Raw genomic sequence first — 15,005 nt, 5'->3', positions numbered from 1 at the left:
GGGATTTCCTTAGGATTTAGTTAGTGAAAAGGCGATGGGTATTTTTAGATACGCCGTTTTCGGGAGCGTCGGATAGTCCCCGCTTAAGGAAAGGACGGTTTGGATCGCTTTCGTATCGAGCAAGGTACTTCCGCTGGAGGAGAGGATCTCAGCTTTTTCGACCAGACCGTTCGGTCTAAGGATGAATGAAACCGTTACCGTCCCTTCTAGCCGCAGTTTCCGTGCAATGGACGGATAGGTGAGTGAACTTTCTATCATGGCTCGTATGCGTCCCAGTGTTGCTCCATTGATATCTTCGGTTGAAACGTTCTTTTTTGGTAATTCGCTCGTTTTGTTTAGTGATGATGTGTCATGAGGAGAATCATTTACAACAGGTTTTTGAATCGAATGAAGCGATTCTTGGGTTGGTGGTTGTAGATCCGATGGAGCAACAACGGGACGCACAGGAGAGGTTTGAGGCGCGGACGCCTCAGAAGATACCGCCAAAGCGGAGGACGGTATCTTCTGAGGGGTCGGTGTATGGGTACTCGTTACGGATTTATCTGTTTTTGAGGAACGATCGGCCGGTTTGTTTTTTGCATTATTTAGATACTTTTCAGAAGCGGCCAGAGGAGAATAATCGGCTAAGGATATCAATACCGGTTCCTCTTCGAGAGGGACAGAAATAGGATTCTGCACCGAAAAATAAAATGCCGTCGTGAGAAGAGTCGCGTGTACGGCGAGTGATGCGGCAAACGATTTGATTTTTAATACGTAATTATTATGTTGTATCTTTTCTGATATAACGATAGGGTTAAAAAAAATCATTGTTTTCTCCAGATACCCGAATAGGGATGGCGTTCGATCGGAGCAACGGTCGTTCGCCGATTGATCATACGGATGGAGAACGGCTCGATCCAGTTCCAGAATTCTTCGATACATTCTTCGGGCATAGAGAGGTCATTGATCGTTTTTTTGTACATCATAAGCCATATTTCTCTCCCTTTTTCATCGATAGTGATGTGGAAGTGGCGCATGCGAAGTGCCGGATGGCCATGTACGGGTGTGTACCCTTTTTCTCCGCCGAGTGCTTCGACAAAAAAATCGGCCGTCTTTTCCGTTGCAAAGAAAAACATCGCATCATCGCGCGGGAAGAGGTCCCCGATTGCACTTTTACGCAGCAGACCGTGATGATAACGGACCATGGTGCGGATATTTTCTGCACCCCACTCTTGTAAGAGACGGACAGAGGGGAAAGGTACTTCGGGATAAACAAAATCGATTTTGGCTTCTGCCGTATGCGGTGTCATGCTCGCAGGCTCAAACGGCTTCGTTCCGCAGGCGTTAAACATTGAAACCGCTTTTCCATCAGACATTAAGAGATTCATCACATTTCCTTTCATATTTTCAAGTTGTACCCTAATCTTAATAAGCCATCAGAGGAGATGACGGGGGCATTGAATAACCGCAGACAAACCATCCCGTCATCTCTTCTCATGACCGATTTGACCCGGAAGGGCCATTCTGACTAAAAACGGTAGTTGGCTTCCAGACGCATTTCACGATTTGAGGTATCGGTGATACTTGCGAGCGTTTGTGTCGCATTGGTTGCATCAAGTTCATTGTTTTGATCCATTAACCTTGCTTTTAACTCCGTTCCTTTCCAGCTCCCGGAGAGTTTATAGATCATATCAAGATTCCATTGGCGTGTATCGCCGTTGCCGTATAAACGATTCGTCATACTTTGATAGGGGGTTTTGCTCGGATCGCGGTTGTAGAAGGCATAGCTGATCATCGTAGTGACACCCGGAAGCAGTGCATTCCAGTCATAATCGAGTTCGGCTTTATACGATTTGGTATTCGCATTCCAATCGGTTTGGGTCATACTCCGGGTATACCCTTGTGTCGGGAATCCGCGCCATGGTGCGATGATATCGGCATCAGCACTTGTCTGTGACAGTGCCAGCAGCAGTTTTGCGGCACGATAATCGGCGGTCGTGCGCAGAGCCCATAAATGTGAATCGATGCTGTTGTCTGAATCACCGTACGCGGTTGTCCCGATAATCGTACCTGCCCCTTTGTCATATTGTTTTAAATAGCGCCCGCCGAATCCGAGGATGACATCGCCCGCTTCGACTGCATAGTTCGCTTCGAGGATTAGTTCATTGACGAGATCCGGCCAGCGCATAGCCCATGCCTGAAGTTCGAGATTGTCGATAGACTTATTCTTCACACCGAGAATCGTGACATCGGGTGCATCGCCGCGGGCATCACCGCTCAGAGTCGTATAGTAATGGGTATCGTAGTATTTGCGAATATTGACCGGAGTATCCCCCGTATCGGTCATATTGCTAAAATAGCTTGAGCCGCGTTCTTTGATCGCATCGGCGTAATCGATTTGGACAGTCGTATTGAGAAGGTCGTTAGAGACGAAATCGGCTCCCTCTACGGCGATAGGGATCATTTTGGTATCATTGGGGGTAATCCATGGATTCGTCATCAAAAAACGTCCCGCTTTGACTTTGCTTTTCGCAATATCGTATTGCAAATACGCCTGTGCCAATACGGCATATCCGTCACCGTATTTACAGGTTGCGGTTCCGTTATCTTGGTCACGGCAGAAGAGATCTTTGGCGGTAGCGGCATTGGTGCCGTCTTCGGCATCGGTCCATCCTCCGGGGTTTTGAGTCGTATACATTCCCGCACCGACGCTGAAACCGTACAACGGTGCCGTTTTGTAGATCAGACTGCCGCCCACAGCAAAGCCGGTCGCACTGTATTTGGCATCATTGTCCCAATCGGTGGCAAAATACTGGGCTCTGAGACGACCGTCGAGTTTTCCCTCTTTAAATGCAGAGGCTAAATCATCCGCTGCATTTGCAAAGACTGCTGTCCCTAAAATAAGTGCTGTTGCAAGACTGAGTTTTGTCATTTGATATCCTTATGTATTTTTTGATATAACGGTAGTTAAAAAAATTGATTGGCTATATTAGCCGCAATGGCGCCTCTGCCGAGGCACAGATATTATTTCTTCGGCAGCCCATACCCGCCGGCTTTCAAAATCTCTCGTGCTTTCGCCGAACCCATAAATTTGAGAAACTTTTTAGCGGCGATCTGATTTTCCGGTGAACCGTTTTTCAGCCCTACCATAGCCTGATCGATCGTGTTGTACGTTTTAGGATCGATTTCGACCCATTGGCCCACATTTTTCATATCCGGCGAGAGGGCGATCGATTTAGCGATAAATCCTACATCCACCGCTTTGGTCGAGACATAGTTTCCTACCTGAGAAATGGACTCGGCCGTGATGAGTTTCGAAGCCACGGCCGTGTCAACCTTGTAGTAGCGCATCGTATTCATCGCTTCGATCCCGTACGGTGCGGTTTTAGGATTGGCAATGGCAACTTTTGTGACTTTCGGATCAGCGACAACCGCGACCCCTTTGGAGAGATCCGCCCCTGTATTGCTCCAAAGTACCAGAGAACCGAATGCATATATTTGAGGCGGAGTCGTGGTGTATCCGCCTTGAGCGAGTTTGGCCGGATATTCGACATCCGCGGATAAAAATGCATCATACGGTGCACCGCTCATAATTTGCTGTGTCAGTTTTCCGGAGGATGCGGTGATGACTTTGACGTTGATACCGCTTTCGGCGCTGAATGCTTTAACGATGTCGGTAACGGCATATTTCATATTGGCTGCAGTGGCAACGGTGATCGTCTGTGCGGCAAGTGCCGAAGCAAAGGCGAATGAGGCAATGAGCAGTTTTAACGGTTTCATAATAAGGGTTCCTTTTGGATTAAATTTTAGAGCATTCCGATAATGACGCTGGAGGCTTTGAAAATCGCATAGATCTCATCGTCTTTTTTGATCATCAGCTCCGTGCAGGAATCATTGGTGATGATGGCAGTCAACGTCGAATTGCCGATTGACATTTTGATTTCGGCATTCACCGCACCGGGGATCACTTCGGTAACGACGGCACGCAATACGTTTCGGGCGCTGATACGCAACGGTTTTGATTTTGCCAAAATAATCGAACTTGATTTGATCAGTGCATAAGCGCTGCTACCGATCGTGATTTCGAGCCGTTTGACCGATTCATTGGTGAGGGTAGCCACGATTTGTTCACTTCCGATGGAGAGAACGACTTCAGACTGCACGGCACCGGTGATAACGGAATCAACGGTACCGTAGAGTGTATTGCGGGCAGAGGTTAACATGAAAACTCCTTGTGTCTTTTATGATATAACGATAAATTCAAATCTATCTGTGCAAAAACGGTTCGCAAGAAAGTACGACAATTTCGTTATGTTTTGTAAGATATAACGGTATTATAAAATAAAAGGCTTAAATTTGTCCGATATTGACGCGTGGGTTACAACCCGATAATAATATGGCTAGGGGAGATCAGAGCGTAGGCGTTCATCCCCTCGGAGAGCTTTTTCGTATCTTTGGGATTCATGAGGGCTATGAGTTCGGTAAAGAGATCGAGTGCGAAGGTGATCTCATCCGTTTCATCCTGCGATTCGATACGGCTGATCGTCCCTTTCAGAGCGTTCATCGGTTCATCGCTTTTTGGGGGATCAGTAACGATAGTGACATCGCTCGATTTGATGATGGCGTAGAGATCGCATCCAATCGTGAGTCCCATGTTGCGGATTGATTTGAGGGTAATGACAGACTGGATCGTATGGCTTCCGGTCAAAGAAAGGGTGAGGACACCGTTGAGCCCTCTCTCTTCGATGCTGACAAGGGTCGCGGGGAGCTGATTACGTGCGCTGGTAGTGAGAAACGTTCGGCTGAGGATTCGGGCGAGACGTTCGGGATCGTCTCCCGCTTCGGAAAAGCGGTCGATAAACTGGCGGTGAAGCTCGTTGAAACGGTGAAACGTCGCGATGAGTTCGCGTGCATAAGGGGTGAGTTTCGTCCCTCCGCCCCCTTTGCCTCCCGTAAGACGCTCTATAAGCGGCTGATCGGCGAGGGCATTCATCCCGTTGATCCGTTCCCATGCCGCTTTGTAGCTCATTTTCATCTCTTTGGCGGCGGCGTTGATCGATCCGGTTTTATCGATTCTCTCCAGCAGTTCGATACGGCCGGCACCTAAAAAACTCTGCCCCTCTTTGGTGAGCCAAAAGCGACCGTCAATTTTCATTAGAGGCTAAAGCTTTGTTTCATAGGAATTTCAATGGCATCTTTATCAAATTTCCCCTCTAAAAAGAGGTAAGAGGCCAATACCCCTTGTGCTAACAGCATATCGGAGCCGTCTTTGTACGGCAGGCCGCTGATTTTGATTTCACGTAAAAACGGAGTCTCTTTGCCGTAGATGACATCGATTGCCCCTTTGGAGAGGGAGAGCAGTTCGGTGAGGAGAAGTCGGGGAATCGGGAGCTCGTTATCGTTTAGCCCTGCCGAAGTCGTATTGATGATCAAATCATACGGTGCGGCAGTAAAATCATCCCACGTACAGGCATCGAACCCCTCTGTCAAAAAATACTCTAAACGTTTGTGTGAGCGGTTCAGGATGCTCGGAGTGATCCCGCCTTGGCGCAGTGCGATCGAGAGTGCCCGTGCGGTTCCTCCCGCTCCGAGGATGAGAGCATTTTGCAGCGGACCGAAAGATTCGATCGCGCGCATAAAACCATCGGCATCGGTGTTGTAACCGATCAGTTTTCCCTCTTCCAAAACGAGGGTATTGACCGCTTTGATGGTATGGGCGATACCGCGCACTTCATCGCATTGCTCATAGGCGGCTTCTTTGTGCGGAACGGTGACGTTGGCACCGCTGAGTCCTTTGGCGTAGAAAACTTCCCGCAGTTTGGCTCCGTCGCTCAAGTGGGTACGTGAATAGCAGGCACAGACATTCAGCGTCTTAAAAACGCTGTTGTGCATCAGGGGTGAACGCGAATGGCTGATGGGATCACCGAAGATGCTAAAGAGTCTCATAGCGGGTCGACCAGATCGTTCAGAGTGCTGGTGAGTGCGCCGAGTTTGTTGGCGACTTCGAGGTATTCGAGTTCATGGACCGAGTCGGCAACGACTCCGGCACCCGCTTGCAAGACGACAAAATCGGGTTTGATGAGGGCGGTACGGATCGTGATCGCACTGTCCATATTGCCGTCAAATCCGAAATAGCCGATCGTGCCGCTGTAGAAACCGCGCTTGACACCCTCATACTCTGCAATGAGTTCCATCGCCCGTATCTTAGGGGCACCCGTCATCGTTCCGGCGGTAAATGTTGCGGCTAAAAGGTCGAACATATCTTTGTCATCGGCGATCTGGGCATGAACGTCGGAGACGATATGCATAACATGCGAATAGCGTTCGACGTGCATCATCTCTTCTACCTTGACGGTTCCTGTTTTAGCGACCCTTCCGACATCATTGCGTCCCAAATCGATCAGCATCAAATGCTCTGCCAGCTCTTTGGGATCGGAAAGCAGCTCTTCTTCAAGTTCAAGATCCCGTTTTTTATTGATTCCCCGTTTGCGTGTTCCGGCAATCGGACGAAGAAGGATATCCCCGTCGCTGAGGCGGACCATGACTTCCGGTGAGCTTCCGACGATGCTGAAATTCTCAAATTCCATCAGATACATATAGGGAGAGGGATTTTTAAGTCTCAAGATGCGGTAAAAACTAAACGGATCTACTTTTGCATGGCGGATATAGCGGTTGGTCATCAGGATTTGGAAGACATCCCCGCTTTTGATCATCTCTTTGGACTGGTCCACCATCGAGAAAAATTTCTCTTTGGAAAAGATGAAATCTCCCCCTTTGTCATCGAGGATCGGTTTGAGAGGAGTGTAGTGATAAGACGATTTGAGGGTCGTTTCAATCTCTTCAAAACGGCCTATGATCGGTTCCAAACAGCTCAAAAGGGTAATGGTCGCATTTTTGTGCGAGACAACGAGGGTCAGTTTAGGGAGGATTAAATCCATATCCGGAATTTCTGTTTGATCGATAAGATTGCTCATCGACTCTTCGAGAACATGCTCGAACACCTGAACCATATCGTATCCGATATAGCCGATAAACCCATCGATATAGCCTACTTTTAATTCACGTGCGCGTTCACGATAGGCATGCTGATCGAGTGCGGCATAGTAGGTTTTTAAAAAATCGAAGGGAGAAACATCGAGATGGTTGGATTTGCCCTCGGCGTCGATATAGGTTGTCGATTTTTGGCTGTAGGTGAGGCGCTCACGTGCACCGATGATGATGATGGTGTAGTTGCCCTCACTGTTTCCGGCACTCTCGAATAAAAAAGTAACTTCAGAAGGGAAAAGGCTTTTGGCCTTTTCATAGACAGCGATAGGGGCGAATTGATCGAGAGAAAAATGGCGTGAAGTGATCACGTTACCCCTTTGTTATGTATGCGCCGGATTCAATATTGCGTTTGACGGTTCCGAGGACATCGCGTGCCGCCTTTTCGCCTTGGAACGGTCCGACCAATACCTTGGTTTTTTCACCGCTCGGTGCAGTGATGTATTTGAGACCGCTGGCATTCAGACGGTCAAATAGAGCCTGATTAGGCTGTTTGGTAAAAGATCCTACCTGGATATAGTAGGTACCTTCGGTGTCGACAGCTTTTGCCGCAGGTTTGGCGGCAGTTTCAGCGGCAGCTTTTTCGACCGGTTTTTCCGCAGCTTTCGGCGCCGCTACGACAGCTTTTTTAGGCTCAGTCGGTGCTGATTTTTTGATCGTAGGGGTGTTGACGACCGGTTGAACAGCTTTAGGAGCAGCTTCCGCTTTTGGTGCCGTAACAACAGGTTTCGGTGCCGGTTTCGGTGCAGCTTTCGGGGCACTTACTACAGCCGGTGCTGACTGAACCGCCGGTTTGATCTGCTCGACAACAGGTGCCGGTGCAGGCTCAGGAGCGCTTTGGAAAGACTCCTGCTTGATCTTTTGGGCAATTTCTCCTAAATCCGCAGAGGCGCTTGTATTTCCCCCCTCTTGAATCACTTCTACCGGTTCGAACAACGGATCATCGATCACTTCGGTCGGGGACGAAGGCTCAGGCGGAACGGCTGCATGCGGTGCTTGTTCATCACTTTGGGTTTTGAGTGAATTCATGATGACCAAAACAATGATCAGGATCAATGTCAGTGCGGCAATCGCTAGTAAAAGCTTTTTCGTGCTAGACCCCGATCCGCTTTTATTCAAAATGATGTCGTTGAGTTCGTTTTTTTCTTCCATTGTATATCCTTAAGATGGTGCTAACTTACATGTGTTTCGACCACGAAGCACCACGCTCTTTAGCGTACACTTCGTAGGGAAGATTGAGAATATTGTATTCCGGCGGCAAATCAAGGGTGGGAAACATTCTCCACTGTTTTGGTTGTTTTGCGGCTAATTTCATGGAAATCATTTTACCCAGTTGATTGGCTTCTTGTAAAGTGGTATGCCCTTTATGGATATAAACATGCAAATGCCCCGGCGTTTTGGTCTCAAAAGCGGTAAAGTTGATAAAACCCTCTTCGCGAAGAAGCAGTTGGGCTTTATGGTAAAAACGCTGCGGATCGGTTCCGTTGTAGTCGATGATAATATTTTCTGCTTTATCGAATTTATTGATCAAAGAATGGGCAACGGTGATCTGTTTTTTCAGATGCTGATCGATGACCGCTTGTGTCAGCGTTTTATCGATTCTCTCGTATTTATTGAAAAAAGTACGCCCTTTAAAATCGATTTTATCAATGACGTTATCATGCTTCAGCCAATAGTGGTCTGAAATCATTTTTATCAATTTCATATCCATCGATGTCATGGGCGGGACTCCTTAATAAGTTGACTGTTTGTAAATGATAAATCCGCGCGCTAACGTTTTGAGCTCTTCTTTGATAGCAGCTTGCTTCTCTTCGTTTTCGATATCATCCAAAACATCGGCGATTCTGTTGGCGATGAGTTCGAATTCTTTCTCTTTCATTCCGCGTGACGTCAATGCAGGGCTTCCGATACGGACACCTGAAGTGACGAACGGTGAACGTGTTTCACCCGGAACGGTATTTTTATTGACGGTGATACCGGCACGGCCGAGAGCCGCATCAGCCTCTTTTCCGCTGAACGGTTTATTCAAGAAAGAGACCAGAATGAGGTGATTATCGGTACCGCCGCTGACGATATCGTATCCGCGCTTCATCAATACGTCAGCCAAAACGGCCGCATTGGCTTTCACTTGCTTCGCGTAGACTTTCCATTCGTCTGAAAGGTTGTATTTGAATCCGACCGCTTTTGCCGCGATAACATGGACCAACGGTCCTCCTTGAAGAGCAGGGAAGATCGCCGAATTGATTTTTTTGGCGATCTCTTCGTCATTGGTCATGATCATACCCCCGCGAGGACCGGCAAGCGTTTTATGGGTAGTCGTAGTAACAATGTCCGCATACGGGAACGGGCTAGGGTGTTCACCCGCGCAGACAAGACCTGCGATGTGGGCGATGTCGGCGAACAAGATCGCACCGACCGCATCGGCGATTTCGCGGAATTTAGCGAAATCAATTTCGCGTGCATAAGCAGATGCACCGCACACGATGATTTTTGGCTGAACGATTTTCGCGATATCCATGACACGATCGTAGTTAATACGGCCGTCAAGTTCTACACCATACGAAAAACTGTGGTAGTTTTTACCCGAAAAGCTTACTTTTGAACCGTGGGTCAAGTGACCGCCGTGGCTGAGATCCATACCGAGAAGTTTGTCGCCTGCTTGAAGAAGCGCTGCATACACGGCACCGTTCGCCGATGAACCCGAGTGAGGTTGGACGTTGGCAAAGTTACAACCGAAAAGTTTGCATGCGCGGTCAATCGCGAGTTGTTCTACACCGTCTGCATATTCGCATCCGCCATAGTAGCGTTTTGCCGGGTAACCTTCGGCATATTTGTTGGTAAACACACTTCCCATCGCTTCCATTACGGCAGGGAGGGTGAAGTTTTCAGAGGCGATCATCTCAAGGTGATCACTTTGGCGCTCTAGCTCTTTTTCACACAGGTCAAAAATTTCGCTGTCAAATTCTTTTAAAAAACTCATTCTTCTTCTCCGTTGTTGGTTTGGTTGTGTTGGATCGGTTTCATAGCCGGGAAAAGCAAGACATCCCGGATAGAGTGCTGATTGGTCAGCATCATCACAAGGCGATCGATTCCGATCCCTTGACCTGCTGTCGGTGCCATTCCATAAGAGAGGGCAACGACAAAATCTTCATCCATTTCATGCGCTTCATCGTCTCCGGAATCTTTAGCAGCCATCTGCCCTTCGAAACGCTCGAGCTGGTCGACCGGATCGTTTAACTCGCTGAAGGCATTGGCGATTTCACGCCCTGCGATAAAGAGTTCAAAGCGGTCGGTCAGTTCCGGACGGTCATCGCTGCGGCGGGCAAGCGGTGAGATCTCGACGGGATAGTGGGTAATAAAGGTCGGATTGATCAGTTTTTCTTCCACGAATGCATCGAAAAGTTCCCCTTGAAGCTGTCCGAGGTTCAGGTTTGCCTTGGCTTCGAGATTGTTTGCTTTTAAGTAGGCCAAAATAGCCGCTTTGTCGTTGACAATCTCTTCCGGAACACCGCCGATAACGCTGAGGCTTTGTATCAGTTCAATTTCTCTAAATTGGTCGAAATCGACTTCAAACTCGCCGTATGGGAGACGCTTCGGAAGATCGAGGTGATCGAAGAGGTATTCAAAATACTCTTTGGTCAGATGAATCAGATCTTTATAGGTTTTATACGCCCAGTAAAATTCGATCGAGGTAAACTCAGGGTTATGGGTTGCATCCATCCCCTCATTACGGAAGTTGCGGTTGATTTCAAAGACCGCTTCAAATCCGCCGACGATGAGTCTTTTGAGATAAAGTTCCGGTGCGATGCGTAAATAGCGGTCAATTCCGAGTGCATTGTGATGGGTGACAAACGGTTTGGCATTGGCTCCGCCCGCGATAGGGTGCATCATCGGTGTTTCGACTTCCAAAAATCCTTTGTCTTCGAAAAAGCGACGGGTCAGGCTGATGACTTTGGAACGGATGTGAAACGTTTTGCGTACTTCCGCGTTCATGATCAGATCGAGATAACGCTGTCGATAACGCATCTCTTTGTCTTGAATTCCGTGGAATTTTTCAGGCAACGGAGAGATCGCTTTGGTGAGGATCGTTAGGCTGTCGGCATGAAGCGAAAGTTCTCCGTGCTGAGTGATAAACGGAAATCCGCTGACTTCGATGATGTCGCCCACTTCGATGAGTTTTTTAAACACATCATTGTAAAAGTTCTCAGGGAGATTGTCACGAGCAACGTAAATTTGAAGCATTCCGCTTTCGTCTTCGATTTTGAGGAAGCTTGCTTTCCCCATAAGCCGATAAAGTTTGATGCGGCCGGCAACGGTGTAATGGCGGTTCTCATCCCGTTTGTCTTCGGTTTGAATCAAATCAGAGTTGACGTTATGAAATTTATCGATAGTTGTATTACGGGACGAGTTGTTTGCATACGGATCAATTCCGAGCGCTCTTAATGCGTCGGCTTTTTCGATTCGCTGCTGTACGTATTGATTTTCGAATACCAATGGTTTTCCTTTCTTAATGTTTATTTCGGAGATTTTTCTTGGCAGTTTTTACAAATACCGTAAATCTGCATCGAGTGTTCTTGCATGATAAATCCAAGCGCCTCGGTTATCTTTTTCTGGCGCAGTTCTATTTCATCATCGACAAACTCGGTAATACTGCCACATTCGGTACAAATAACGTGATCATGGTGATCTTTTGCCCCTAATTCATACTTTTTGCCTTGCGCACCGAAGGAGAGAGAGGTGACCATATCCGATTCTTCGAGAAGCGAAAGCGTACGGTATACGGTTGCAATACCGGTGTTGAGCTCAGGGTGCTTTTGCTGGATCAGATGATGAAGCCCCTCCGGTGTCAGATGCTCATCCGAGTTGTACAGCATCTCTAAAATGACTTCTCTTTGAATGGTGAATTTGAGTCCGTTCGCTTTTAATAATTGTTTGAAGTCACTTAAGAGTTTATTGTACTCGATCGTTCTTTCCGTAAAGTCGGTATACGTATTCATCGCTTATTTCCCCTTTTTGGAATCGGGTGATTTATCCGTTTTTTCATCTTCACTGGATCCGTTGGTATCACTCTCATTGGTGTCACCTACCAGCGATGTGACATCGTCCGTTTCGATATGCAAAATAAAATTGCCCGTCGCAAACATCGGCTTGTAGAAAATGCTGTCTTTCATTTTGTCTTCAAAGTTTTCACGGATAGCGGTAACGCTAAAGAGGGCATAGACAATAATCGAAAGGATAAAGAAAAACTTGCTGCTTCCGATCATGAAACCCAAGATCCGGTCAAGTGGTCCCAAACCGCTCAATGCGCTCAGTTTTTTGAATCCTGCCCCAAGTGCAACCATCAGAAGCCAAAAAATCCCTAATGCAAAGATAAATCCGACCAAATTGACGGCGGTAGCCGATTCAAAATGGAAAAGGTTGTCGCTAAGGATATTGCCGATGTAACCGCCGAGGTGGGAAGCCACATACACTCCCCCGACGATTCCGGCCAAACCGAAAACTTCTTTGGAAAAACCGTTTAAAAGCCCTTTCAGTCCTAATAAAAGAACGATTGAACCAACTGCAACGTCAAAATAATTCAGATCCATTAAAACTCCATCTCTAATCGGTCCTTACCGTTGTTTTTCGCCCGATACAAGGCAATGTCGGAACGTTCGATAATCGCATCGATCGTATCCCCGTCAATAATTTGTGTCAAACCGATGCTGAGCGTAACCGCTATCTGCTGATTTTGAAACAGCGGCTTGTTGTTACGGCAGAGGTTAAGGAGGCGTTCGGCGACGAGCCGTGCGCCTTCGGTATCCGTTCGGTTAAGGATAATAATAAACTCTTCTCCTCCGAAACGGTAAACACGATCTCCCTCACGCAAGGTTTTTTTCAGCAGTTTGGAAATAAAGATGAGCACTTTGTCTCCGGCGATATGGCCGAATTTGTCATTGATCGATTTAAAATTATCGATATCGATCATTAAGGCAAAAATCTCGAAATCCACTTTCTCTTTTTCGAGAATGAGCTTTAAATGTTCCTGCAGCGCGTATCGGTTGTATGCTTTGGTAAGAGGATCGAGAGATGTTTTCACTTCCAGGGTTTTGACTTGTGCCAAAAGGCCTTGAATCACGTCATTGGCGCGTAAAACTTCATCACTCAGATGGTTTTGGATATCGCTGAATTTTTCGGTTATTTTTCCCAGATTGATCAAAGTGCTGCTGTTGGTTTCTTCTAGAAGTTCCGCCTGCTGTTCGCTGATTTCTCCAATTCTCTCATGGGTAAGCGAGTAAGAGGCGATACTCTTTTCGGCAAGATCTTTGTACTCTTCTGTCGTATTGCCTCTGTAGGCGCGAAGATCATATTCTCCGGTTACATACGATTCAACGGCTTCGTGCGTCGCCGTAGCGATAAGTTCGGCGAATTCGGCAGGATTGATGGTCGCCTGACGCTTACTGAGCGACTCTAAATGGAATGAGAGTTCTTTGCAAAAATTCTCTAATAAAGGGTTAGCTTGGTTGGTTTCCACCATTTCACCTTGTTTTATTTAATTCTGAATGTTAGAGAAAAGCCCTTTTTTATGCGTAAAAAGGGAAAAATTGAACTCTATATAATTGATGCCATTATACTTTTTCAAACATAAATCTAACTTTTGCTTCGCTCAATCAGTCCTCTTTTAGGATAAAAGGATAAAATTCGTCCACTAACAATATGGTGCGAGAGCACGCAGGAGATGATATGAGCACATGGAGCCGATCTAGCTGGAGAGAAAAACCGATCAAGCAGCAGCCAACCTATCCGGATGGAACCGTTTTGGAACAAATCGAATCACAGCTTCGTAATTATCCTCCTCTCGTTTTCGCAGGTGAAGCACGTACCCTCAAAAAAAGTTTGGCAGATGTCTGTGAAGGTAAAGCCTTCTTACTTCAAGGCGGTGATTGTGCCGAGAGCTTTTCGGAATTTCACGCCCACAACATTCGTGACACGTTTAAAGTCATGATGCAAATGGCGGTTGTCATGACTTTTGCCGGAGGGGTGCCTGTTGTCAAAATCGGCCGTCTCGGCGGACAGTTTGCAAAACCTCGTTCTTCGGACATGGAGACAATCGAGGGGATAAGCCTTCCGAGCTACCGCGGAGATATTATCAACGGCGTCGATTTTACCGAAGCTGCCCGTGTTCCTGATCCGCATCGTATGGTTCAGGCCTATAACCAATCTGCGGCTACTTTGAACTTGCTCCGTGCATTTGCTTCGGGCGGATTGGCCGATCTGCATCAGGTGCATGCATGGAATTTGGGTTTTGTCGGACAGAATGAGATGACGAAAAAATACGAAGAGTTGTCTCGTCAAATCGATGATTCTCTCCGTTTTATGGCAGCCTGCGGCATCACTTCCGATACCTACCGAACGTTGCGCGAAACCGATTTTTATACTTCTCATGAAGCACTTTTGCTCAACTATGAAGAAGCGTTTACCCGCCAAGACTCGTTGACCGGTGAATGGTATGATGTCTCTTCGCATATGTTGTGGATCGGTGACCGAACCCGACAACTTGATGGAGCCCATGTTGAGTTCATGCGCGGTATCAATAACCCGATCGGGGTTAAAGCAGGGCCTTCTATGGATCCTGAAGATTTACTCCGCCTGTGTGATATCCTGAACCCGAACAATGAAGCCGGACGATTGAATGTTATCGTTCGTATGGGCGCGGATAAAGTAGCGGACGGTATGCCTGCCTTGATCCGTGCAATCGAACGTGAAGGGAAGAAAGTATTGTGGAGCTGTGACCCGATGCACGGAAACACCATCACCAGCGGCGGGTATAAGACTCGTCCTGTTGATTCCATCCTCAAAGAGATGAAACAGTTTTTCCAGGTCCACCGTTCTGAAGGTACGTATGCGGGAGGGGTTCATTTGGAGATGACCGGTAAAAACGTTACCGAGTGTTTAGGGGGATCGTTTGAGATTACCTCTGAAAATCTAAAAAGCCGTTACCA

At 47.4% G+C, this 15,005-nt stretch carries 16 protein-coding genes; 1 reads left to right on the top strand and 15 read right to left on the bottom strand.

Going from position 1 to position 15,005, the window contains the following annotated elements; translation table 11 throughout:
- Positions 1–9 precede the first annotated feature (9 nt).
- The 15 genes from WAO38_RS08945 to WAO38_RS08875 form a co-directional block, all read right to left on the bottom strand.
- The gene (locus tag WAO38_RS08945) at positions 10–807 is read right to left on the bottom strand and encodes a TonB family protein (RefSeq protein ID WP_422236345.1); all 798 of its coding nucleotides are present in this window, start codon (positions 805–807) and stop codon (positions 10–12) included.
- On the bottom strand, positions 804–1,367 hold the full coding sequence (locus WAO38_RS08940; protein WP_422236343.1) for a globin: 564 nt from the start codon (positions 1,365–1,367) through the stop codon (positions 804–806). Before WAO38_RS08940 ends, WAO38_RS08945 begins: the two co-directional genes overlap by 4 nt.
- 140 nt (positions 1,368–1,507) lie before the next feature.
- A complete protein-coding gene (locus WAO38_RS08935) occupies positions 1,508–2,911 on the bottom strand; it encodes an OprD family outer membrane porin (RefSeq protein WP_422236341.1) in 1,404 nt (467 codons plus the stop codon).
- Between the two features lie 92 nt (positions 2,912–3,003).
- The gene (gene modA, locus WAO38_RS08930; RefSeq protein WP_422236339.1) at positions 3,004–3,759 is read right to left on the bottom strand and encodes a molybdate ABC transporter substrate-binding protein; all 756 of its coding nucleotides are present in this window, start codon (positions 3,757–3,759) and stop codon (positions 3,004–3,006) included.
- Positions 3,760–3,785: 26 nt separating this feature from the next.
- On the bottom strand, positions 3,786–4,202 hold the full coding sequence (locus WAO38_RS08925; protein ID WP_422236337.1) for a TOBE domain-containing protein: 417 nt from the start codon (positions 4,200–4,202) through the stop codon (positions 3,786–3,788).
- Between the two features lie 155 nt (positions 4,203–4,357).
- Entirely contained in the window at positions 4,358–5,134 is a 777-nt protein-coding gene (locus WAO38_RS08920; protein WP_422236335.1) for a TOBE domain-containing protein, read from the bottom strand.
- A complete protein-coding gene (locus tag WAO38_RS08915; protein WP_422236333.1) occupies positions 5,134–5,925 on the bottom strand; it encodes a shikimate dehydrogenase in 792 nt (263 codons plus the stop codon). The genes WAO38_RS08920 and WAO38_RS08915 overlap by 1 nt, the downstream gene beginning before the upstream one ends.
- Complete coding sequence (locus WAO38_RS08910; protein WP_422236331.1) at positions 5,922–7,334, bottom strand: anthranilate synthase component I family protein; 1,413 nt, start codon at positions 7,332–7,334, stop codon at positions 5,922–5,924. Before WAO38_RS08910 ends, WAO38_RS08915 begins: the two co-directional genes overlap by 4 nt.
- Before the next feature lies 1 nt (position 7,335).
- Entirely contained in the window at positions 7,336–8,175 is an 840-nt protein-coding gene (locus WAO38_RS08905; protein ID WP_422236329.1) for an SPOR domain-containing protein, read from the bottom strand.
- A 25-nt stretch (positions 8,176–8,200) separates the two neighbouring features.
- Positions 8,201–8,743: a DUF1882 domain-containing protein gene (locus WAO38_RS08900; protein WP_422236327.1), complete on the bottom strand. Its 543-nt coding sequence runs from the start codon at positions 8,741–8,743 to the stop codon at positions 8,201–8,203.
- 12 nt (positions 8,744–8,755) lie between these two features.
- Positions 8,756–10,003 carry a serine hydroxymethyltransferase gene (locus WAO38_RS08895; RefSeq protein ID WP_422236325.1) on the bottom strand — a complete coding sequence of 416 codons (1,248 nt, stop codon included), beginning with the start codon at positions 10,001–10,003 and terminating at the stop codon, positions 8,756–8,758.
- Entirely contained in the window at positions 10,000–11,517 is a 1,518-nt protein-coding gene (lysS, locus tag WAO38_RS08890) for a lysine--tRNA ligase (RefSeq protein ID WP_422236323.1), read from the bottom strand. The genes WAO38_RS08895 and lysS overlap by 4 nt, the downstream gene beginning before the upstream one ends.
- Positions 11,518–11,537: 20 nt before the next feature.
- Complete coding sequence (locus WAO38_RS08885; RefSeq protein ID WP_422236321.1) at positions 11,538–12,020, bottom strand: Fur family transcriptional regulator; 483 nt, start codon at positions 12,018–12,020, stop codon at positions 11,538–11,540.
- 3 nt (positions 12,021–12,023) lie between these two features.
- A complete protein-coding gene (locus WAO38_RS08880) occupies positions 12,024–12,611 on the bottom strand; it encodes a CvpA family protein (RefSeq protein ID WP_422236319.1) in 588 nt (195 codons plus the stop codon).
- Positions 12,611–13,537, bottom strand: coding sequence for a GGDEF domain-containing protein (locus tag WAO38_RS08875; RefSeq protein ID WP_422236317.1), 927 nt, complete (start codon positions 13,535–13,537; stop codon positions 12,611–12,613). Before WAO38_RS08875 ends, WAO38_RS08880 begins: the two co-directional genes overlap by 1 nt.
- A gap of 209 nt (positions 13,538–13,746) precedes the next feature.
- On the opposite strand from WAO38_RS08875, the gene WAO38_RS08870 reads away from it, so the two are divergent.
- On the top strand, positions 13,747–15,005 hold a 1,259-nt coding region (locus WAO38_RS08870), incomplete at its 3' end, for a class II 3-deoxy-7-phosphoheptulonate synthase (protein ID WP_422236315.1).

It is taken from the genome of Sulfuricurvum sp. (assembly GCF_049277495.1).
Classification (GTDB): Bacteria; Campylobacterota; Campylobacteria; order Campylobacterales; family Sulfurimonadaceae; genus Sulfuricurvum.
Note: the sequence above shows the minus strand (reverse complement) of the source record. Positions and strands in the feature narration are given on the sequence as shown.